Source organism: Burkholderia sp. MSMB2157WGS (assembly GCF_001532755.1).
Lineage (GTDB): Bacteria > Pseudomonadota > Gammaproteobacteria > Burkholderiales > Burkholderiaceae > Burkholderia.
The window spans coordinates 14,827-36,433 of record NZ_LPJG01000007.1 but is presented as its reverse complement, the minus strand read 5'-3'; the positions used below and the strand labels follow the sequence as shown (position 1 = coordinate 36,433).

The window sequence follows — 21,607 nt, the reverse complement described above, 5'->3', positions numbered from 1 at the left end:
CCTTCATGCATGTATCCAGCCGAGCCCCGGGCCGCGTCCGCCAGCATCGCACGCGCATCGGGGCCGTCAACTTCGCGCTATCCGATGAGTTCATCCGAGAAACCTCCCGCCACCGTCGAGCAGTTCCTGCAGCATCTGACGCAGGAGTACGACGGTCTCAGCAATCGCCTGAAGGTGATTGCGCGTCACGTGGAAACGCATCGGGACCAGCTTGGGCTGGAAGGCATCCAGTCGCTCGCGGAGGCATGCGGCGTCCAGCCGTCGGCCGTCGTGCGCTTCGCGAAGCACTTCGGCTTCTCCGGGTTCTCCGAGATGCAGCGGCTGTTCCGCGAGGGGCTCGCGCAGCAGATCGCGCCGGGGCGTGCGTACAACCTGCGGCTGCGCGACGTGATCGAAGCCGGCTCGTCGAGCCTGCAGCCCGAACAGATCGCCGACGAATTCATCAAGGGCAGCATTGCCGGGATGCAGCAGTTGCGGCAGACGCTCGATTCGCAGGCGCTCGCGCAGGCCGTGGATTTGCTCGCCGATACGCAGGCGATCTGGATCGCCGGGTCGCGGCGCGCGTTTCCGATCGCCGTGTATCTCGACTATGCGCTGCAGCATACCGACAAGCGGATCGGCCTGTTCAGCGCGCTCGGCAGCATGCATCTCGGCCAGATCCGGTCGGTGCGCGACGGCGACGTGATGATCGCCATCTCGTTCATGCCGTATGCGGACGAGACCGTGCAGGTCGCGCAGCAGGCCGCGCAGCGCGGCGCGCGGCTGATCGCGATCACCGACAGCCGGATGAGCCCGCTCGCGCGGGAGGCGGAAGTGACGCTGATGGTGCAGGACAGCGCGACGTTCGGCTTTCGTGCGCTGACCGCCACGATGGGCCTCGCGCAGAGTCTGTTCGTCGCGCTCGCGTACCGGCTCGAGTTGTCCTATATGCCGACCGCCGACGGCGCGCACGGCACGAAAGCCGGTTGATCGCGACTGCCGGTGCGCCGCCCGCCGAACGGATCGGCGGACGGCGCACCGGGCGGCTTACTTCGCGGTCGGCATCGCGAATTCGGCGCCCTTGCCGATGCTCGACGACCAGCGCTGCATCACCGACTTCTGACGCGTGTAGAAGCGCACGCCTTCCTCGCCGTATGCGTGCATGTCGCCGAACAGGCTCTTCTTCCAGCCGCCGAAGCCGTGCCACGCCATCGGCACCGGGATCGGCACGTTGATGCCGACCATGCCGACCTGGATGCGCCGCGCGAATTCTCGCGCGATGCCGCCGTCGCTCGTGAAGCACGACACGCCGTTGCCGAACTCGTGCGCGTTGATCAGGTCGACCGCTTCGCCGAAGTCCTTCACGCGCACGCAGCCGAGCACCGGCCCGAAGATCTCTTCCTTGTAGATGCGCATGTCGGGCGTCACGCGGTCGAACAGCGTACCGCCGGTGAAGAAGCCGGCTTCGCGGCCCGGCACGCGCAGCCCGCGGCCGTCGACCACCAGTTGCGCGCCTTCGTTCACGCCCTGCTCGATATAGCCTTCGATGCGCTTGAGCGCGTCGCCGGTGACGATCGGCCCCATCTCGACTTCCGGCGACATCCCGTCGCCGATCACCAGCTTGCGTGCGCGCTCGGCGACCGCCGGCACGATCTTGTCGGCCACGTCGCCGACCAGCACCGCGATGCTGATCGCCATGCAGCGCTCGCCCGCGGAGCCGTATGCGGCGCCGATCAGCGCGTCGACGGCCTGCTCGATGTTCGCGTCGGGCATCACGACGAGGTGGTTCTTCGCGCCGCCGAGCGCCTGCACGCGCTTGCCCGACTGCACCGCGCGCTGCTGCACGTAGGCTGCGATCGGTGTCGAGCCGACGAAGCTCACGGCTTGCACGTCCGGGTGGTCGAGGAGGGCATCGACTGCGCCCTTGTCGCCCTGGACGACGTTGAACACGCCGGCCGGCAGGCCGGCCTGCGTGAGCAGGTCGGCGATGAACAGCGCGGCCGACGGGTCGCGCTCGCTCGGCTTCAGCACGAACGTGTTGCCCGTCGCGAGCGCGACCGGGAACATCCAGCACGGCACCATGCACGGGAAGTTGAACGGCGTGATGCCCGCGACGACGCCGAGCGGCTGGCGCATCGTCCAGTTGTCGATGCCGGTGCTGACCTGGTCGGTGAAGTCGCCCTTCAGCAGTTGCGGCACGCCGCACGCGAATTCGATGATGTCGATGCCGCGCGCGACTTCGCCCTGCGCGTCCGAGAACACCTTGCCGTGCTCGGCCGTGATGATCGCCGCGAGTGTGTCGCGGTGCTCGTTCATCAGTTGCAGGAAGCGGTGCAGCACGCGCGCGCGGCGGATCGGCGGCGTGTCGGCCCAGGCCGGGAACGCCGCACGGGCGGACGCGACGGCGCGCTCGACTTCGTCATCGCCCGCGAGCGCGACGCGGCGCACCGCGCGGCCGAGCGCCGGATTGAAGACGTCCTGGAAACGGCCGCTGCGGCCGGCGACGGGCGCGCCGTCGATGTAGTGGCCGACGTCGGCGTCGGACGTATAGGCGGGAACCGTGGTCATGCGTGTCTCCTGCGGAGGGGAATGGGAGGGTGGACGGAACCTAGTCTAGGCAAAGCGGCGGGGCGGGAGAAGGCCGCGCAGCTTGATTCACTGTTCAGAATTCTGAATAATCGGCGGATGAATCAGCAAAATGTCCAGGCGCTCTGGCCGCATATCCATTCGCTGACGGTGCTGTCCGCGGCGGGCAGTTTCACGGCTGCCGCGCAGCGGCTCGGCATCAGCAAGGCCGCGATGAGCCAGCGCATCGCCGATCTCGAAAAGGCGGCCGGCGTGCCGCTCGTGCGGCGCACCACGCGCAGCGTGCGGCTCACCGATGCGGGCCAGACGCTCGTCGACAGCACGCGCGACGCGTTCGAGTCGATCGGCCAGCATTTCGCGCGCGTGAAGGATCTCGCCGGCGAGCCGCGCGGGCTGCTCCGCCTGACGGTGCCGGTCGCGTTCGGGCGCCAGCAGATCGTGCCGCACCTGCCCGATTTTCTGCGCCAGCATCCGGGCGTACAGATCGAGCTCGACCTGTCCGACCGCCTGCATTCGCTGACGCAGGAGGGCTTCGATCTCGCGATCCGCCATACGACCACCGCGCCGCAGACCCATGTCGCGTGGAAGCTGTGCGACACGCGTTCGCTGCTGGTCGCGAGCCGCGACTATCTCGACACGCGCGGCGAGCCGCGCCACCCGAGCGAACTCGTCGATCACAGCTGTCTGTGCTACCTGCGCGAGCACGAGCCGGCCGCGTGGAGCTTCGAGCCGGACGGCCGCCGGCGCCAGCGCGTGAGCGTGCCGGTGCGCGGCAGTTTCGCGGCGAACAACAGCGAGGCGATGCGCGAGGCCGCGCTCGGCGGGCTCGGCATCGCGCTGCTGCCCGATTTCAGCGCGCGACGCGATCTCGACGCCGGCCGGCTCGTCGCGCTGCTCGACGGCTGGCGGCCGTCGGGCGCGTTCGGCGACCACATTTTCGCGATCCGCCCGTACAGCCCGGTCGTGCCGAGCGCGGTGCGCGCGCTCGTGCGGCACCTGCGCGAGCGGCTCGCGGGCGGCTTCTCCGGCGCGTGAGCCGGGCGGCGGCGGGCGCCGGGCCGTGGGCGGGCCGGGCAGGCGCGGCGGCGCTGCGGTAAAATCGCGGCTTCCATCCGCGCCGTGTGGGCGCGTCATTCGAAGGTCGACAGCCGATGCAGATTCACAAGGAAGTGGACGCGCGCGGGCTCAATTGCCCGTTGCCGATCCTGCGTGCCAAGAAAGCGCTTGCCGATATGGAAAGCGGGCAGATCCTCAAGGTGCTCGCGACCGATCCGGGCTCGCAGCGCGATTTCGCCGCGTTCGCGAAGCAGACGGGCAACGAGATCGTCGAATCGACGACCCAGGACAAGACCTTCGTGTTCCTGATGCGTCGCCGCTGAAGGCGCGCATCGGACGTCCCGCCGCGCCAGGCTCCCGGCCGGCGCGCCTGGCTGACCGCGCTTTGCCGACCCGCTAGCCGGCCCGCTTAGCCCGCCGCACCTGGCCGGCCGCCCTTGGCCGGCCGGTTCCGCGCCTCTCTGACAATTCTTAAACCTCGTTGCGTGACCGGCTGCGTATACTGACGCGGCCGGTCGTCCGCTCCCAGCGGAGGCGCCGGCCACGGTACGTCGCACGGCGGGCTCGGGGGCCATGCCTGACGCTACCGTCGTACAACGGGGAGAGGACATGTCCTTCAGACCAGGGACCCTTCGAAGTCCGTCCGGAGCGGAAAGCATTGCGCCCGTGCGCACCTCGGAATTGAACCGGATCGAGCTCGATCCGCAACAGGACCGCCACGCGCGTGCCGCGCTGGAAGCCTACGCGGATTCGGCCGCGGCCGAGATGCCGTGGCTGGCCGAGTGGCTCGACGAACGGCTGCGCGATGCCGCGCGCGACGACGGCGCGGGCCCGACCTACTGCGGTGCGACGATCGAACGCGTGTTCGATCTGGCGCAGGCATGGGCGGCAGGCCAGCCCGACTATGCGGCCGGCGCATGGGAGCGCGTGCGCGACCAGTTGCAGCGGATGCTCGCGCAACGGCCGTCGCCGCGCGTGCCGACAGACGATTTTGCCGAGCCGGTGGCCGGCATCGCGGGCGCCGAATAGACGTCCGGTTGCGCAGCAGAAAGGATTATTCGAAGAAAGGGCGATAGTCCGCGCAATTTCTTGGCGAATTTCATACTACTATGATGAAATCGCCGGTTCGTCCGTGCCCCGTTTTTGAGATATTTGCCCGGGGTCGCCGGTTTGCGCAGGAGGCGCGAGCGGCGAACGACGGCTCGCCGGCCGGTATCCGGCGCCGCGCGCAGGCTGCGCGGCCGGGGCAGGCGCGGGAGCCGAATGGACGGATCGATTTCGATTTGCGGGGTGCTATGAGAATTGCTGTACTGGATGACGATCCGGCCCAGACGGATTTCGTCAGTCAAACGCTGACGGCCGTCGGCCACACGTGCTATGCGTTCAAGGAAGGCAAGGCCCTGAAGAAGCGCCTGCAGCGCGAGACGTTCGACCTGCTGGTGCTCGACTGGAACGTGCCCGACATGTCCGGCGAGGAAGTGCTCAAATGGGTGCGCGCCAACCAGACCGAGCACAGCCTGCCGATCATCTTCATGACGAGCCGCGACGACGAGGCGGGGATCACGCAGATCCTCAACGCCGGCGCCGACGATTACGTGGTCAAGCCCGTGTCTGGGCCGATCCTGCGCGCGCGCATCGGCTCGCTGCTGCGCCGCGCGTATCCGGTCAACGCCGAGGCGACCGTCCGCGAATTCGATCAGTTCCGTTTCGACGTGAACCTGAAGCAGGCGTACGTCGGCGACAAGGCCGTGAGCCTCACGCAAAAGGAATTCGAGCTCGCGCTGCTGCTGTTCCAGCATCTCGATCGGCCGCTGTCGCGCGCGCACATTCTCGACCTCGTGTGGAAGCAGGCGACCGACATTCCGTCGCGCACGATGGATACGCATATTTCGATGCTGCGCACGAAGCTCGGCCTGCGGCCCGAGAACGGTTACCGTCTCGCGCCGATCTACGGGTACGGCTACCGTCTCGAACGGGTCGGCCAGGGGGAACCGGAGTGACCGCGCGAATCACGCAGCGTACGGCGAGCCTGCGCACGGCGGCACTGCGCGCGGCCTGCGCGGTCGCGTTCGCGTTCGCGTTCGCCGCGCAGCAGGCCGCGGCGCAGCCGCCCGCCGCCGCGGGCAAGACGGTCGTCTATCGCACGCAGGCGGGCGACACGCTGTACGACGTCGCCACACGCTACCTGCAAGGCGCGGACGACTGGCAACTGCTCCAGCAGATCAACGGCGTGCCGGCGCCGAAGCGCCTGCAGCCCGGCGTCGCGCTGAAGCTGCCGGTCGCGCGGCTGCGCAAGGAAAAGCTCACCGCCCGCGTGATCGCGGTGCAGGGCACGGCCGAGCGCGCGTCCGGCGCCACGTCCGGCACCCCGTTCGCGCCGCTCGCGAACGATGCGACGCTCGCCGAGGGCGATCGCGTGCGCACCGGCCCGAACGGCTTCGTGACGATCGAGCTGGCCGACGGCACGCACATGAGCTTGCCGCCCGACAGCCAGCTCGAGCTGAAGTCGCTGCGCCGCACGGTGCTGACCGGCACGCTCGATCGCGAGTTCGAACTCACGCGCGGCTCGGTCGACAGCGAAGTCACCCACCTGAAGAAACGCGACGATCGCTTCCAGATCCGCTCGCCGTCGGTCGTCGCCGGCGTGCGCGGCACGCGCTTTCGCGTGAACTACGACGCGGCCGGCACCGCGGCGACCCGCGTCGAAGTGCTCGACGGCACCGTCGGCGTCGCGGGCGGCCGGCAGCCGGCCGGCGCGACGCTCGTGCATGCGAACTTCGGCAGCGTCGCGACGTCGTCCGGCGCGGTCGGCGCGCCCGTCGAACTGCTGGGCGCGCCCACGCTCGCGCATCCCGACAAGGTGCAGGACGAGCCCGACGTCGCATTCGACCTCACGCCGCTCGCGCAGGCGCATGCGTATCGCGTGCAGCTCGCGCACGACGCGGGGCTGCTCGACCTGTTCCGCGAAACGCGTATCGATTCCCCGCACGCGGTGTTCCGCGACGTGCCGAACGGGAATTACTTCGTGCGGATCGCCGCGATCGATGCGAACGGCCTCGAGGGGCAGCCGCGCACCTACGCGTTCGAACGCCGCGTGATGGGGCTCGACGCGAGCGCGTCGCAGGGCGCGGGCGGTTACGAGTTCCGCTGGTCGCCGAACGGGTCGGGCAAGAATGCGCGTTACCGGTTCGTGCTGTCGCGTTCGAAGGACCTGAGCGCGCCGGTCGTCGACCAGGTCGGCCTGCACGCGCGCCAGATCACCGTCGCGCACCTGCCGGCGGGCGACTACTTCTGGGCCGTGACCGTCGAGGAATTCGAAGGCGGCAAGTTCTACGAGAAGACCAGTCCGGTCAGCGCGTTCACGTTGTCGCGCTGACCCGCGGCGCATGAAACCCGACTCCGTTTCCCCGCGGCGGCGCCTCGGCCGCCGCTTTCTGATCGAGTGGATCGCGATCGGCTGCCTCGGGATCGCGGTGATCCTCGCGTGCGCGCTCGGCCGCCTGTCGTCGAGCGTCGACGGATTGATCTACGACCGGCTGCTGATGCTGCGCAGCCTGCCGCTGTCGCCCGACGTGGTGGTGGTCGACATCGACAACCAGAGCGTGTCCGCGCTCGGCCGCTGGCCGTGGCCGCGCGACGTGCATGCGCGGTTGCTCGACACGCTCGCGCGCGCGCAGCCGGCCGCCGTCGTCTACGACGTGCTGTTTACCGAGCCGTCGTCCGAGGATCGCACGTTCGCGGACGCGATGAGCCGCGTGCCGACCTTCCTGCCGGTGCTGCTGAGCCCCGAGCAGCCGGACGGCACGCGATCGGTCGATCCGCCGGTCGCCGCGCTCGCCGCGCGCGCGACGGGGCTCGGTCATATCAATCTCGAAGTCGATCGCGACGGCATCGTGCGCAGCGTCGCGCTGTTCGAAAGCGACGGCCGCGTGCGCTGGCCGCAACTGATGGTGCCCGTCTACCGCGCGATCCAGGCCGGTCGGCTGCACCCGGTCGGCGGCGTGCCCGGCGCGAACGCGCACGACCTGTCGCGCGATGCGGCCGGCGACGGCCGCTACCTGATTCCGTTCAGCCGCAACACGCCCGCGTATCCGACGCTGTCGTTCGACGACGTGCTCGAAGGGCGCGTGAAGCCCGACGCGCTGCGCGGCAAGATCGTCGTCGTCGGCGTGACGGCGTCGGGGCTGTACGATCGCTTCGCGACACCGGTGTCCGGCGAGTTCGGCCCGCTGGCCGGCGTGTATATCCATGCGAACGTGCTCGACATGCTGGCGACCGGCAGCGCGATCTCGCCCGCGTCGCGCACGGGATTGTTCGTCGCGTCGCTGCTGCCGCTCGCCGTGTTGCTGGGCGGCTTCCTGATGCTGTCGCCGTGGCGCGCGCTGCTGCTGACGCTGAGCCTTGCCGCGCTGGCCGTGATCGCGAGCATGACGCTGCTGTTCGAGGCGCGCATCTGGCTGACGCCGGCGCCCGCGATCTTCGGGCTGATCGCCGTCTACCCGATCTGGAACTGGCGGCGGCTGGAAATGACGATGTCGTACCTGCGCCGCGAGCTGCAGCGGCTCGCCGACGAGCCGCACCTGTTGCCCGAGGCGCCGCGCACGCGCAGCGTCGGCGGCGACGTGCTCGAGCGGCAGATGGCGCTGATGGCGCAGGCCGCGCAGCGCGTGCAGGACATGAAGCGCTTCGTGTGGGACAGCCTCGACAGCATGCCCGAGCCGATCTTCGTGACCGACCTCGCCGGCACCGTGCTGATCGCGAACCACGCGGCCAAACGCTACGGGTCGCGGCTCGCGCTGCCGTTGCCGGAAGGGCGGCCGCTGCGCACCGCGCTCGGCGAGCTGACGTTCATGAAGACCGTCGACGGCAACGCCGAGCACGACGCGGCGATCCGCGAGCGCTGGCCGGCCGCGCTCGACCCGACGCTCGAGGCCGAGCACGACGCGATGGCGCGCGGCATCGAGGTGCGCGATCGCGACGGGCTCGACCATCTGCTACGCTACGCGGCATGCACGAACGCGCAAGGGCGCGTGACGGGCTGGATCGCCGGCCTCGTCGACGTGACCGACCTGCATGCGGCCGAGCGGCATCGCGAGGAGGCGCTGCACCTGCTGTCGCACGACATGCGTTCGCCGCAGTCGTCGATCCTGGCGCTGGTCGAGATCGAGCGCGATCGCGTCGAGAGCGACGCGATGCGCAGCCTGCTCGCGCGGATCGAGCGCTATGCGCACCGCGCGCTGTCGCTCGCCGACGAGTTCGTGCAACTGGCGCGCGCCGAGTCGCAGGCGTACCAGCTCGAGGTGACGAGCCTCGTCGACGTGCTGATCGATGCGAGCGACGAAGTGTGGCCGCAGGCGCAGGCGAAGCACATTCGCATCGAGTCCGACGTGGGCGCCGACATGTGCTGGGTGCGCGCGGATCGCTCGTTGATCACGCGCGCGTTCGTGAACCTGTTGAACAATGCGGTCAAATACAGTCCGTCCGACACGGTGATCACGTGTACGCTGACGGTCGAGCACGCATCGAAGCGGATGTTCTGTACGATTCGCGATCAGGGGTACGGCATTGCGCCGGAAGATCAGCGGCATCTGTTCGAGCGTTTCAAGCGATTCCATGCCGGCGAGCGGCCCGACATCCCGGGTTCCGGGCTCGGCATGGCGTTCGTGAAGACGGTCGTCACGCGCCATGGGGGCAGCGTGTCGGTCGACAGCGAAGTGGGTGTCGGCACCGCGGTGACGGTGTCGCTGCCCGCGATCGACGAGCCGTCCGCCTGACAGGGCCGGGCGCGGCGGCAGGCATTTGGGGAAAGCCATGAGAAAGCAATGGGCAGCGACCGCGCTGGCGGCGTCGCTGTTGACGGGTTGCGCCGGCGTGACGAGCGGCGTGAGTGCGGTCGGGCAGCCGAATGCATTTGCATCCGGCGCGCACGGCTACGATTTCGTGCGGACGGCCGCGCAGCGGGACGACGCCGACTACCGGCGGATCGAGTCGCTCGTACGCGACGAACTCGCGCGCCGCGGCTTCGATGCGCAGCCGCTCAAGGACGCGCGTTACCGGCTGTCGATCGCGTATGCGACGCAGCCGGCGACGGTCGCGACGAGCGCCGACCGGTGCGGTGCGGCCAGCAGCGCATGCGTGACGGTCGACGGGCCGGCGCCGTTCGCGCTGCCGTTCGCGGGCAAGGTATACCGTCACGTGCTGACGCTGCGTTTCGTCGATGCGCAATCGGGCGCCGACGTCTATCGCGTGTCGGCGTCGCTGCGCGACCGCGATCCGGGCACGCAGCAGGCCGCACCGGCGCTCGTCAGGAGCGCGCTGGCGAAGCTGCCGTTCGGCGACGGCGGCGGCTGGCTGGTCAAGACGAAAAAAGACGACGCGGGCGGGATGCCGGGCGTCGTCTCGGTGAAGCCGGCCGACGCGCGCTGAGCGGTGGCCGGGAGGTGAGGGCGCACCCGTCGGGGCGCGCCCTTGCCGCGTTCAGACGGCGGGTTGGGCGCCGTCGCGCGTGCGCAGGTACGTATCGAATTCCGCACCGACTTCCGGGTGGCGCAGCGCGAATTCGACCGTCGCCTTCAGGTAGCCGAGCTTGCTGCCGCAGTCGTAGCGCGTGCCCTGGTACTTGTAGGCCAGCACCTGTTCGTCGGCGAGCAGTGCCTGGATCGCGTCGGTGAGCTGCAGTTCGCCGCCCGCGCCGGGCTTCAGCGCGCGCAGGTGCTCGAAGATCCGCGGCTTCAGGATGTAGCGGCCGACCACGCCGAGGTTCGACGGCGCGACTTCCGGCGCCGGCTTCTCGACGATCGCCGACATCTTGACGATCGACTCTTCCCATTCCTTGCCGTCGACGATCCCGTACGACTTCGTCTCCGACGGCGGGATCTCTTCGACGCCGATCACCGAGCTGTGATAGTGGTCGAACACGTCGACCATCTGCTTCATCACCGGCGGATTGCCGTCGAGCAGGTCGTCGGCGAGGATCACCGCGAACGGATTGTCGGCGACGAGCTTTTCCGCGCACAGCACCGCGTGGCCGAGGCCGAGCGCTTCCGGCTGGCGCACGTAGAAGCAGTCGACATGGCTCGGCTTGATGCTGCGCACGAGTTCGAGCAGCTTTTCCTTGCCGCGCGCCTCGAGTTCGGCCTCGACTTCGTACGATTTGTCGAAGTGATCCTCGATCGCGCGCTTGCTGCGCCCGGTCACGAAGATCATCTCGGTGATGCCCGCGGCGATCGCTTCCTCGACCGCGTACTGGATCAGCGGCTTGTCGACGACCGGCAGCATTTCCTTCGGGCTCGCCTTCGTTGCCGGCAGGAACCGCGTGCCGAGACCGGCAACGGGGAATACCGCCTTGGTGACTTTCAACATGATCGAACCTTTATTCCTGTAATCGACTTGTCAGACGGTCTATGTTCACGTTCGCATTATAGTGAACGCAAACGACCTTACCGTTTGTTACGCAGGCAACCGATCGAGTTGCGCGCGCAGTTTTTCGAGCGTGCTCTGGAATTCCGCGACGCGTTTCTGCTCCTGTTCGACCACGGCCGGCGGCGCTTTCGCGACGAAAGCCTCGTTGCCGAGCTTCGCGTTGCATTTCGCGATCTCGCCCGTCAGGCGCGTGATTTCCTTCGACAGGCGCTCGCGTTCGGCCGCGACGTCGATTTCCACCTTCAGCACCAGCTTGTTCGGGCCGACGATCGCGATCGGCGCGCCGTGCGCTTGCTGGTCGAGCGCCGCTTCGTCCGCGAGGATCTGCACGTCCGACAGGCGCGCGAGCGCCTGCACGTACGGCGCGAACGAGCGCAGGCGCTCGGCGTCGCCGGCCGCCAGCAGCGGCACCTTGGTGGCCGGCGACAGGTTCATCTCGCCGCGCAGGTTGCGGCATGCGTCGACGATCGCCTTCAGGTCGGCCGCCCACTGCTCGGACGCCTCGTCGATCTTCTGCAGGTTCGCGACCGGATACGCCTGCGTCATCAGCGACGCAACGCCCTCGGCCTTGCCTTGCGGATAGCGGCCGGCGAGCGGCGCGACCTTCTGCCAGAGCGCCTCGGTGATGAACGGGATGATCGGGTGCGCGAGGCGCAGCACCGTTTCCAGCACGCGCAGCAGCGTGCGGCGCGTCGCGCGCTGCTGTTCCGGCGTGCCGTTCTGGATCTGGACCTTCGCGAGTTCGAGATACCAGTCGCAGTACTCGTCCCACACGAACTTGTAGATGCTGGTCGCGATGTTGTCGAAGCGGTAATCGGCGAAACCCTTCGCGATGTCGGCTTCGGTGCGCTGCAGCAGCGACACGATCCAGCGGTCGGCCGCCGAGAAGTCGAGGTAGCCGCCGGGGCCGCAGTCGCCCGCGCCGCACACTTCCGGCTTGTCGTTGCCGCAGTCGTGGCCTTCGCAGTTCATCAGCACGAAGCGCGTCGCGTTCCACAGCTTGTTGCAGAAGTTGCGATAGCCTTCGCAGCGCGCGAGGTCGAAGTTCACGTTACGGCCGAGCGTCGCCATCGACGCCATCGTGAAGCGCAGCGCGTCGGTGCCGAACGCGGGGATGCCGTCCGGGAATTCCTTGCGCGTCTTCTTCTCGATCGTCGCCGCCTGCTTCGGGTTCATCAGGCCGGTCGTGCGCTTCGCGACCAGCGTTTCGAGGTCGATGCCGTCGACGATGTCGATCGGGTCGAGCGTGTTGCCCTTGCTCTTCGACATCTTCTGGCCTTCCGCGTCGCGCACGAGGCCGTGCACGTAGACGGTATGGAACGGCACCTTGCCCGTGAAGTGCGTGGTCATCATCACCATCCGGGCGACCCAGAAGAAGATGATGTCGAAGCCGGTGACGAGCACCGACGACGGCAGGAAGTGCTGCAGTTCGGGCGTTTCGTTCGGCCAGCCGAGCGACGAGAACGGCACGAGCGCCGACGAGAACCACGTGTCGAGCACGTCCTCGTCGCGCTTGAGCGCGCCCGTGTAGCCTTTCGCGGCGGCCTGCGCGCGCGCGTCTTCCTCGTTGCGCGCGACGAACACCTCGCCGTTCTCGCCGTACCACGCCGGAATCTGGTGGCCCCACCACAGCTGGCGGGAAATGCACCAGTCCTGGATGTTCTCGAGCCACTGGTAGTAGGTGGTCGTCCAGTTCTCCGGCACGAACTTGATCCGGCCGTCGCGCACCACGTCGAGCGACGTCTCGGTGATCGACTTGCCCGGATTGAACGTGCCTTCCGGCGCCGGCTTCGTCATCGCGACGAACCACTGGTCGGTCAGCATCGGCTCGATCACGACGCCCGTGCGGTCGCCGCGCGGCACCATCAGCTTGTGCGGCTTCACGGAGTCGAGGAAGCCCTGCGCGTCGAGGTCGGCCACGATTGCCTTGCGCGCGTCGAAGCGGTCGAGGCCGCGATACTGCTCGGGGCCGTTGTCGTTGATCTTCGCGTCGAGCGTCAGGATCTCGATCGGCGCGAGATTATGGCGCAGGCCGACCTGGTAGTCGTTGAAATCGTGCGCGGGCGTGACCTTCACGACGCCGGTGCCGAACTCGCGATCGACGTAGTCGTCGGCGATCACCGGGATCTCGCGGCCCGTCAGCGGCAGCGTCACGCGCTTGCCGATCAGGTGCGCGTAGCGCTCGTCTTCCGGGTGCACCATCACGGCGACGTCGCCGAGCATCGTCTCGGGGCGCGTGGTGGCGACCGTGAGCGAGCCCGACCCGTCGACGAGCGGGTAGCGGATGTGCCACAGGTGGCCGTTTTCCTCTTCGCTCGCGACTTCGAGATCCGACACCGCGGTGAGCAGCACCGGATCCCAGTTGACGAGGCGCTTGCCGCGGTAGATCAGGCCCTGTTCGTAGAGCGTGACGAACACGTCGCGCACGGCGGCCGACATCTTGTCGTCCATCGTGAAATATTCGCGCGACCAGTCGGTCGACGCGCCGAGGCGGCGGACCTGGCCGGTGATCGTCGAACCGGATTTCTGTTTCCATTCCCACACGCGCTCGACGAACTTCTCGCGGCCGAGGTCGTGGCGCGACACGCCCTGCGCGTCGAGCTGGCGTTCGACGACGATCTGGGTGGCGATGCCCGCGTGGTCGGTGCCGGGCACCCACAGCGTGTTCTCGCCGAGCATCCGGTGATAGCGCGCGAGGCCGTCCATGATCGTCTGGTTGAACGCGTGGCCCATGTGCAGCGTGCCCGTCACGTTCGGCGGCGGCAACTGGATCGCGAAATCGGGGCGGGACGGATCGAATGCCGGTGCGGCATAGCCGCGTTTTTCCCACTCCGGCCCCCATTGGGACTCGATGGTATGGGGCTCGAAGCTCTTCGCAAGCGTGTTGTCGCTCATGTTGGAAATCTGCCGAAAAATGCGTGAATTGGATGCCGAATCTGACAATTATAAATGGATGCCCATCGGCCAGCCATCGCGCAGCCGGCGCGGGCCGGTCGGGGCGCGGCCGCAACGTGCCCGCACTGCGCGTGCGACGGGCGGCCGAACGGATCGGAAACGGTATCGCGCGGCCGACTTATAATGACGGGTCCGCATTTTTCTCGCCCGTCAGCTGCCGCTCCATGCCCGATCTGCTCGCCAATCTGAACCCCGAACAACTCGCCGCCGTCACGTTGCCGAACGAACCGGCGCTGATCCTCGCAGGGGCGGGCAGCGGCAAGACCCGCGTGCTGATCACGCGCATCGCCTGGCTGATCCAGCAGGGCTATGCGTCGCCGCCTACCGTGCTCGCCGTCACCTTCACGAACAAGGCCGCGCGCGAGATGATGGCGCGCCTGTCGGCGATGATGCCGATCGACACGCGCGGGATGTGGATCGGCACGTTCCACGGCCTGTGCAACCGGATGCTGCGCACGCACTGGCGCGATGCCGGCCTGCCGCAGACCTTCCAGATCCTCGACACGGCCGACCAGCTGTCCGCGATCAAGCGGCTGATGAAGGCGGCGAACGTCGACGACGAAAAGTACCCGCCGAAGAACGTCCAGTACTTCATCAACAACGCGAAGGAGCAGGGGCTGCGCCCGGACAAGGTCGACGCGACCGACAACTTCAACCGCAAGTTCGTCGAGCTGTACCAGGCGTACGACCAGCAGTGCCAGCGCGAAGGCGTCGTCGATTTCCCCGAACTGCTGCTGCGCTGCTACGAGTTGCTCGCGTACAACGCGCCGTTGCGCGCGCACTATCAGGCGCGCTTCCGGCACATCCTCGTCGACGAGTTCCAGGACACCAACAAGCTGCAGTACGCGTGGCTCAAGATGCTCGCCGGCGGCGAGAACGCGATCTTCGCGGTCGGCGACGACGATCAGTCGATCTACGCATTCCGCGGCGCGAACGTCGGCAACATGCGCGACTTCGAAGACGAATTCCGCGTGCGCAACCTGATCAAGCTCGAGCAGAACTACCGGTCGCACGGCAACATCCTCGACGCGGCGAACCAGCTGATCTCGAACAACGCGCACCGCCTCGGCAAGAATTTGCGCACCGATGCCGGCCACGGCGAGCCCGTGCGCGTGTACGAAGCCAGCACCGATTCGCAGGAGGCCGGCTGGATCGTCGAGGAGATCCGTTCGCTGATCAACACCGGGATGGCGCGCAGCGAAGTGGCCGTCCTGTACCGCAGCAACGCGCAGTCGCGCTCGATCGAGCACACGCTGATGTCGTCGGGCATTCCGTACCGCGTGTACGGCGGCCTGCGCTTTTTCGAGCGGCAGGAAGTGAAGCACGCGCTCGCCTACCTGCGCCTGATCGACAACCCGAACGACGACACGGCATTCGCGCGCGTCGTCAATTTTCCGACCCGCGGGATCGGCGCGCGCTCGGTCGAGCAACTGGCCGACGCAGCACGCCTGTACGGCTGCTCGATGGCCGCCGCGATTCCGTACGTGACCGGCAAGGCCGGCACGAGCCTCGGCGGGTTCGCGAACCTGATCGCGAAGATGCGCGCCGACACGCAGCACATGAACCTGCCCGACACCGTCGAGCACATCGTGCGCGCGAGCGGCCTCGCCGATTTCTACCAGGGCGAGCGCGAAGGCCAGGATCGCCTCGAGAACCTGCAGGAACTCGTGAACGCGGCCACCGCGTTCATCGCCGAGGAAGGCTACGGGCTCGACACGCCGGCCCGCTCGATCCCGCTGCGCGCGGGCGCGATCGCGGCGCCCGAGTTGAGCGCCGCGACGGACGATCCGGCGCTCGACGTGCTCGATCCGGCTTCGCCCGCCGACCCCGCGCAGAATCCCGACACGATGACGCCGCTCGCGGGCTTCCTGTCGCACGCGTCGCTGGAGGCCGGCGACAACCAGGCGCAGGCCGGCCAGGACGCCGTGCAACTGATGACGGTGCACGCGGCGAAGGGGCTCGAGTTCTCGGCCGTGTTCATCACGGGGCTCGAGGAGGGGCTGTTCCCGCACGAGAACAGCGTGCTCGAATCGGACGGCCTCGAGGAAGAGCGCCGGCTGATGTACGTCGCGATCACGCGCGCGAAGGAGCGGCTCTACCTGTCGTTCGCGCAAAGCCGGATGCTGCACGGCCAGACCCGCTACAACGTGCGCTCGCGCTTCTTCGACGAACTGCCGGAGCACGTGCTGAAGTGGTTGACGCCGAAGGTCGAGGCCGGGTCGCGTTGGGGCGGTCGGTCGGACAATGCCGGTTACGGGCGCGACTGGTTCGCGCGGCCGGGCGGCGGCAGTCGCGAGCAGATCGTCGATGCGGCCGTGTCCGCGCCGCTGCCGGCGTTCGCGGACAAGCAGCGCGCGGCCGACGCCGGCTTCCGGGTCGGCCAGCAGGTATTCCATACGAAATTCGGCGAAGGCACGGTCACCGCGCTCGAAGGCAACGGCACCGATGCGAAGGCGCAGGTGAAGTTCAAGCGCCACGGCGAGAAATGGCTCGCGCTCGCGGTCGCGAAACTGCAGGCGGTGGAATGATGGACGTCGACATGGCCGTTACGCCTGCCGCCCGGCCGCTCGGCATTCTGGCCGCGCTGCCCGAGGAACTCGGCGACCTGATCGCCGCGATGCGCGCCGACGGCGCGATGAAGACGGTCACGCTCGGCCGCCGCGATTATCACGTCGGCACCGTGCACGGTGCGGCCTGCGTCGTCACGCTCGCGCGCGTCGGCAAGGTCGCGGCCGCCGCGACGGTCAGCGCGCTGATCCACGTGTTCGGCGTGTCGGGCGTCGTGTTCACCGGCGTCGCGGGCGGCGTGTCGCGCACGGTGCGGGTCGGCGACGTCGTCGTGGCCGATACGCTGCTGCAGCACGATCTCGACGCGTCGCCGCTGTTTCCGCGCTACGAGGTGCCGCTGCTCGGCATCACGCGCTTCGCGACCGACGCGGCGCTGACGGCCCGCCTGAAGGCCGCATGCGCGCTGTTCGTCGAAGAAGAGGGCGCGCAGTTCGCCGAGCGCTTCGGGCTGGCCGGCGCGACGCTGCACGGCGGGTTGATCATCAGCGGCGACCGCTTCGTGTCGAGCGAGCGGGAAGTCGTCGCGCTGCGCGACGCGCTGCCGGACGCGCTCGCGGTCGAGATGGAAGGCGCGGCGATCGCGCAGGTATGCGCGGAACACGACGTGCCGTTCGCGCTCGTGCGCACGATCTCCGACACGGCCGACGACCACGCGACGCAGTCGTTCTCGCACTTCCTGTCGGCGATCGCAAGCAGCTATTCGTCCGGCATCCTCGAGCGTTTCCTGACGCTGCATGCGACGACGGCGGCCTGAAGCCGCCGTCGAATCTTCCGTTCGTACCATTCGACCGGCCGCGGCTTGCACGCCGCGGCCGGTCGTTCGTCAGGCCTTCTTGCGCCGGCTGCTTTCGAGGTTAGGCAGGAACACCGTCAGCACGCCGATCAGCGGCAGGAACGAGCACACCTTGTAGACGAACGGGATGCTCGTCGCGTCCGCGAGCTGGCCGAGCACGGCCGCGCCGACGCCGCCCAGGCCGAATGCGAAGCCGAAGAACAGGCCCGCGACCATCCCGACCTTGCCGGGCATCAGCTCCGTCGCATAGACGAGGATCGCGGCGAACGCCGACGCCAGCACGACGCCGATGATCACGGTCAGCACGCTCGTCCAGAACAGGTTCGCGTACGGCAGCAGCATCGTGAACGGCGCGACGCCGAGGATCGACACCCAGATCACGTACTTGCGGCCGACCCGGTCGCCGACGGGCCCGCCGATCAGCGTGCCGGCCGCCACCGCCGCGAGGAACACGAACAGGTGGATCTGCGCGGCCTGCACCGACAGGTGGAACTTGTCGATCAGATAGAACGTGAAATAGCTGTTGATGCTCGCGAGGTAGAAGTACTTCGAGAACACGAGCAGCACCAGCACGCCGATCGCGCCCATCACGCGGCCGCGCGACAGCGTCGGGTGGCCGGCCGACGCAGCCTTCTTCTTCATCGACGGATGCTTCTTGTACCAGTGGCCGATCTGCGTGAGCACGATCATCGCGACGAGCGCGGCCGCCGAGAACCACGCGATGCTGTGCTGGCCGTGCGGAATGATCACGAGCGCGGCGAGCAGCGGCCCGAGCGCCGAGCCTGCATTGCCGCCCACCTGGAACACCGACTGCGCGAGCCCGTGCTGGCCGCCCGACGCCATCCGCGCGACCCGCGACGATTCGGGGTGGAACACCGACGAGCCGCAGCCGACGAGCGCGGCGGCCACCAGCAGCATCGGGAAATTCGACGCCGCCGACATCAGCAGCAAGCCTGCGAGCGTGAAGCCCATGCCGACCGGCAGCGAATACGGCTTCGGACGCTTGTCGGTATAGAGGCCGACGAGCGGCTGCAGCAGCGACGCGGTGATCTGGTAGGTGAGCGTGATCAGGCCGATCTGCGCGAACGACAGCGCGAACTGGCTCTTGAGCATCGGATAGATCGCGAGGATCAACGACTGGATCATGTCGTTGAGCATGTGCGAGAAGCTGATCGCGCCGAGCACCGGATAGACGGTGCGGGCGACGGGCGGGGCGGACGGCTGGGCGGCGGCTGTGCCGGCGGAGCCGGAGTCGAGGCTGGTTTCCATGAGGGCTGAACGAGTTGAGGTGGCTGGCGCGCTCTGTTGGGGATCGGCGCGTTCTGGATCGTTGCTGCGTCAAAGAAGTGTAATGTGGCGTATCGAGAATGTCAGGCCAAGTTTTGTCGTGAATCGGACATTCGTGTGACGGATCGGCCGGCGCGTACTTTTTTGAACGGGTATAACGCTGGCGGCGTGTCGGCCCGTCAGCGGCGGCGCGCCGGGGCCGGGTGGTGGTTTACCGGACTCAAGAAACGGCGGTGGCGGCCGTAGAACGACCCAATGACAACAGGCGCGCCGCGCCCGGCGCCGGCTACCCGCCGGGCAGGGGGCAGGACGCGCGGCATGGCCAGCCGTCGCGGGAACGCCGGGACCGACCTTTCCGGCAGCGTGATCAATACGGGGTAGATCGATGAAAGCAGCATCTTTGCATCCACAGCCCGGTGCAGCCGCCGCCGCACCCGACGTTGCCGCCGGTCGCGCCGCTCGGCGCGCACACGCGGCGCGGCGCGCGCGCCGGCCGTGGACCGTCAAGGCGACGTTGCGCGCCGCATTCGCGATCCTGCTGGCCGGCACGCTCGCGATCGGCATGTTTTCGCTGTGGCAGATCAGCCGCCTGAACGCGTCGATCGCGTCGGTCTACGCGCAGGGGCACGTCGCGAGCCGTGCGGCCGAGGAAGTCCGCGCCGAGGTGCTGCGCGCGAGCCGCGCGCAGAAGATGCTGCTGACCGCGACCACCGCGAAGGAGCGCGACGAACTCGGCGCCGACGTGAGTGCGGGACTCGCGTCGATCGGCCAGGCGCTCGGCACGCTGCAGCGCTACGCGGATCCGGCCGATGCCGGCGATTCGGCGCGGCTGCACGCATTCTCGACGGCGGTCGGCACGTGGAGCGCGCATCTGCGCGATTTCGTCACGCTCGTGCGTGCTCAGCCGCTCGACCTGTCGCAGATGAACTGGCAGGTCGGCACGCAGGACGTGTCGCTGCTGGTCGAAACCGGCAAGCTCGAAAAGCTCGTCGCCGAACTCGTGAAGACGCGCGGCGAAAAGTCGAAGGCGACGCTCGATGCGTCCGCGACCATTTTTTCGTCGTCGTTCGCGATGATCGCGGCGATGACGGCCGCGCTGATCGTGCTGGCCGTCGCGATCGCCGAGCGCGTCGTGCGGCGCCTCGCGTCGCAGCTCGGCGGCGAGCCCGCGCACGCGAAGGAGATTGCCGCGGACATCGCGCGCGGCGACCTGACGCGGCCGATCGCGCTCGGCCGCCACGACCGCGACAGCATGGTGCGCGCGCTGGCCGAGATGCAGACGGGGCTCGCGGCCACCGTGGGCGAGATCGCGGTGAGCGCCGAGGCGATCGCGGCCGCGTCCGGCGAAATCTCGACCGGCAACCTCGACCTGTCGCGGCGTACCGAACAGCAGGCCGTCGCGCTCGAGCGCACCGCGGCCAGCATGGAGCAGCTCACGTCGACCGTGCGGCAGAACGCCGAGAACGCGCGGCAGGCGAGCACGCTCGCGGCCAATGCGTCGGCGGTCGCGGAGACGGGCGGGGAGGTGGTCGGGCGCGTGGTCGCGACGATGAGCGAGATCGACGACAGCGCGAAGAACATTCGCGACATCATCGGCACGATCGAGGGGATCGCATTCCAGACCAACATTCTCGCGCTGAACGCGGCGGTCGAGGCCGCGCGCGCCGGCGAGCAGGGGCGCGGCTTCTCGGTGGTCGCGGGCGAGGTGCGGCTGCTCGCGCAGCGCTCGGCGACGGCGGCCAAGGAGATTCGGGAACTGATCGGCGCGTCGGTCGAGCGCGTGGCGAACGGCGCGGCGCTCGCGCACGACGCGGGCCGCACGATGGGCGACGTGGTACGCGCGGTCAAGCGCGTGACCGACATCATCGGCGAGATCTCGGCGGCGTCGGACGAGCAGAGCGCGGGGATCGACGAGATCGGCCGCGCGGTCACGCAGATGGACGCCGGCACCCAGCAGAACGCGGCGCTCGTCGAACAGGCGGCCGCTGCCGCGAACGCGCTCGACGAGCAGGCACAGGCGTTGAAGGCGTTGGTCGGGCGTTTCCGTATCGCGGCGTGAGCGCGCGGCGCGCCCGGGCGATCACGACTTCTTCCGCCGATCCGGATCGATGATGACCGTGCAGGTCGTGCCCGCCGACAGCACCACGTCGGCCGGCACTTCGTCGATCCGGATGCGCACCGGCACGCGCTGCGCGAGCCGCACCCAGTTGAAGGTCGGGTTCACGTCCGCGACGAGGTCGCGGCTTTGCGGGTTGTCGCGATCGTAGATGCCGCGCGAGATGCTCTCGACGTGGCCCTTCATCACGCCGCCGCTCATCAGCCGCATCTCGGCCGGCGCGCCGATCTTCACGCGCGGCAGCTTGGTTTCCTCGAAGTAGCCGTAGACCCAGAACGAGTGGCTGTCGACGATCGCGAGCTTCGCCTGGCCGGCCACCGCATAGTTGCCCTTGAACGTCTGCAGGTTCGTGATGTAGCCGTCGACCGGCGCGACGACGCGCGTGCGTTCGAGGTTGAGCTTCGCGGCGTCGAGCGCGGCGACGGCCTGCTGGTACTGCGCATCGGCGCTCGACGCGCTGTGCACCGCGTTCTCGCGGTTTTCCTTCGACACGACGAGCGCGTCGAGGTCCGCGCGGCGGGCCGCGTCGTCGCGGCGCATCTGCAGTTCCGCACGACGGGCGGCCACCGCCGCCTGCGCCTGCTCGACCGCGATCCGGTAGTGCGACGGGTCGATCTGCATGATCAGGTCGCCTTTCTTCACCAGCTGGTTGTCATGCACCGGCAGGTCGACGATCGCGCCCGACACGTCCGGCGCGACGTTGACGATCTCGGCGCGCACACGTCCGTCGCGCGTCCAGGGATCGTCCATGTAGTGCACCCACAGCGAGCGCCCGATCAGGATCGCGACGAGAAGGATGACGGCGGTCGCGACGAAGCCGAGGAGTTTTCTGAGCATCATGATGG

At 68.4% G+C, this 21,607-nt stretch carries 16 protein-coding genes; 11 read left to right on the top strand and 5 right to left on the bottom strand.

The features are described from left to right. The first annotated feature begins 84 nt into the window (after positions 1 to 84). Positions 85 to 969 carry a MurR/RpiR family transcriptional regulator gene (locus tag WT53_RS03145; protein WP_034207071.1) on the top strand — a complete coding sequence of 295 codons (885 nt, stop codon included), beginning with the start codon at positions 85 to 87 and terminating at the stop codon, positions 967 to 969. A 57-nt stretch (positions 970 to 1,026) separates the two neighbouring features. On the opposite strand, the gene WT53_RS03140 is transcribed toward WT53_RS03145, so the two are convergent. Next, positions 1,027 to 2,547, bottom strand: a complete 1,521-nt coding sequence (locus WT53_RS03140; RefSeq protein ID WP_034207072.1) for a CoA-acylating methylmalonate-semialdehyde dehydrogenase — start codon at positions 2,545 to 2,547, stop codon at positions 1,027 to 1,029. Between the two features lie 117 nt (positions 2,548 to 2,664). On the opposite strand from WT53_RS03140, the gene WT53_RS03135 reads away from it, so the two are divergent. The 7 genes from WT53_RS03135 to WT53_RS03105 all read left to right on the top strand — a co-directional run bounded on the left by WT53_RS03135 (position 2,665) and on the right by WT53_RS03105 (position 10,047). Next, entirely contained in the window at positions 2,665 to 3,600 is a 936-nt protein-coding gene (locus WT53_RS03135; protein ID WP_034207073.1) for a LysR family transcriptional regulator, read from the top strand. A 116-nt stretch (positions 3,601 to 3,716) separates the two neighbouring features. Further along, positions 3,717 to 3,944, top strand: coding sequence for a sulfurtransferase TusA family protein (locus tag WT53_RS03130; protein ID WP_006402122.1), 228 nt, complete (start codon positions 3,717 to 3,719; stop codon positions 3,942 to 3,944). A gap of 286 nt (positions 3,945 to 4,230) precedes the next feature. Next, entirely contained in the window at positions 4,231 to 4,650 is a 420-nt protein-coding gene (locus WT53_RS03125; protein WP_034207074.1) for a hypothetical protein, read from the top strand. Between the two features lie 266 nt (positions 4,651 to 4,916). After that, the gene (locus WT53_RS03120; protein WP_006490421.1) at positions 4,917 to 5,621 is read left to right on the top strand and encodes a response regulator transcription factor; all 705 of its coding nucleotides are present in this window, start codon (positions 4,917 to 4,919) and stop codon (positions 5,619 to 5,621) included. After that, positions 5,618 to 6,997, top strand: coding sequence for a FecR domain-containing protein (locus WT53_RS03115; protein WP_034207075.1), 1,380 nt, complete (start codon positions 5,618 to 5,620; stop codon positions 6,995 to 6,997). Before WT53_RS03120 ends, WT53_RS03115 begins: the two co-directional genes overlap by 4 nt. 10 nt (positions 6,998 to 7,007) lie before the next feature. After that, positions 7,008 to 9,395: a CHASE2 domain-containing protein gene (locus WT53_RS03110; protein ID WP_059826413.1), complete on the top strand. Its 2,388-nt coding sequence runs from the start codon at positions 7,008 to 7,010 to the stop codon at positions 9,393 to 9,395. Between the two features lie 37 nt (positions 9,396 to 9,432). Then, the gene (locus WT53_RS03105) at positions 9,433 to 10,047 is read left to right on the top strand and encodes a DUF4136 domain-containing protein (protein ID WP_034207076.1); all 615 of its coding nucleotides are present in this window, start codon (positions 9,433 to 9,435) and stop codon (positions 10,045 to 10,047) included. Between the two features lie 51 nt (positions 10,048 to 10,098). On the opposite strand, the gene galU is transcribed toward WT53_RS03105, so the two are convergent. Together galU and WT53_RS03095 are read right to left on the bottom strand one after the other, a co-directional pair. Further along, complete coding sequence (gene galU / locus WT53_RS03100) at positions 10,099 to 10,983, bottom strand: UTP--glucose-1-phosphate uridylyltransferase GalU (protein WP_034207077.1); 885 nt, start codon at positions 10,981 to 10,983, stop codon at positions 10,099 to 10,101. Positions 10,984 to 11,070: 87 nt separating this feature from the next. After that, positions 11,071 to 13,938: a valine--tRNA ligase gene (locus tag WT53_RS03095; protein WP_034207078.1), complete on the bottom strand. Its 2,868-nt coding sequence runs from the start codon at positions 13,936 to 13,938 to the stop codon at positions 11,071 to 11,073. 224 nt (positions 13,939 to 14,162) lie between these two features. Between WT53_RS03095 and WT53_RS03090 the strand changes: the two genes are divergently transcribed. Both WT53_RS03090 and WT53_RS03085 read left to right on the top strand, forming a co-directional pair. Then, on the top strand, positions 14,163 to 16,526 hold the full coding sequence (locus tag WT53_RS03090; RefSeq protein WP_034207079.1) for a UvrD-helicase domain-containing protein: 2,364 nt from the start codon (positions 14,163 to 14,165) through the stop codon (positions 16,524 to 16,526). Beyond that, on the top strand, positions 16,526 to 17,320 hold the full coding sequence (locus tag WT53_RS03085) for a 5'-methylthioadenosine/adenosylhomocysteine nucleosidase (RefSeq protein ID WP_373557166.1): 795 nt from the start codon (positions 16,526 to 16,528) through the stop codon (positions 17,318 to 17,320). The genes WT53_RS03090 and WT53_RS03085 overlap by 1 nt, the downstream gene beginning before the upstream one ends. 69 nt (positions 17,321 to 17,389) lie before the next feature. On the opposite strand, the gene WT53_RS03080 is transcribed toward WT53_RS03085, so the two are convergent. After that, the gene (locus tag WT53_RS03080) at positions 17,390 to 18,628 is read right to left on the bottom strand and encodes an MFS transporter (RefSeq protein WP_034207081.1); all 1,239 of its coding nucleotides are present in this window, start codon (positions 18,626 to 18,628) and stop codon (positions 17,390 to 17,392) included. Between the two features lie 403 nt (positions 18,629 to 19,031). Here WT53_RS03080 and WT53_RS03075 point away from each other — a divergent pair, with 403 nt between their 5' ends. Continuing rightward, a complete protein-coding gene (locus WT53_RS03075; RefSeq protein WP_034207082.1) occupies positions 19,032 to 20,705 on the top strand; it encodes a methyl-accepting chemotaxis protein in 1,674 nt (557 codons plus the stop codon). A 21-nt stretch (positions 20,706 to 20,726) separates the two neighbouring features. Here the strand turns inward: WT53_RS03075 and WT53_RS03070 are convergent, their stop codons facing one another. Next, positions 20,727 to 21,602, bottom strand: coding sequence for an HlyD family secretion protein (locus WT53_RS03070; RefSeq protein ID WP_034207083.1), 876 nt, complete (start codon positions 21,600 to 21,602; stop codon positions 20,727 to 20,729). Between the last annotated feature and the right edge of the window lie 5 nt (positions 21,603 to 21,607).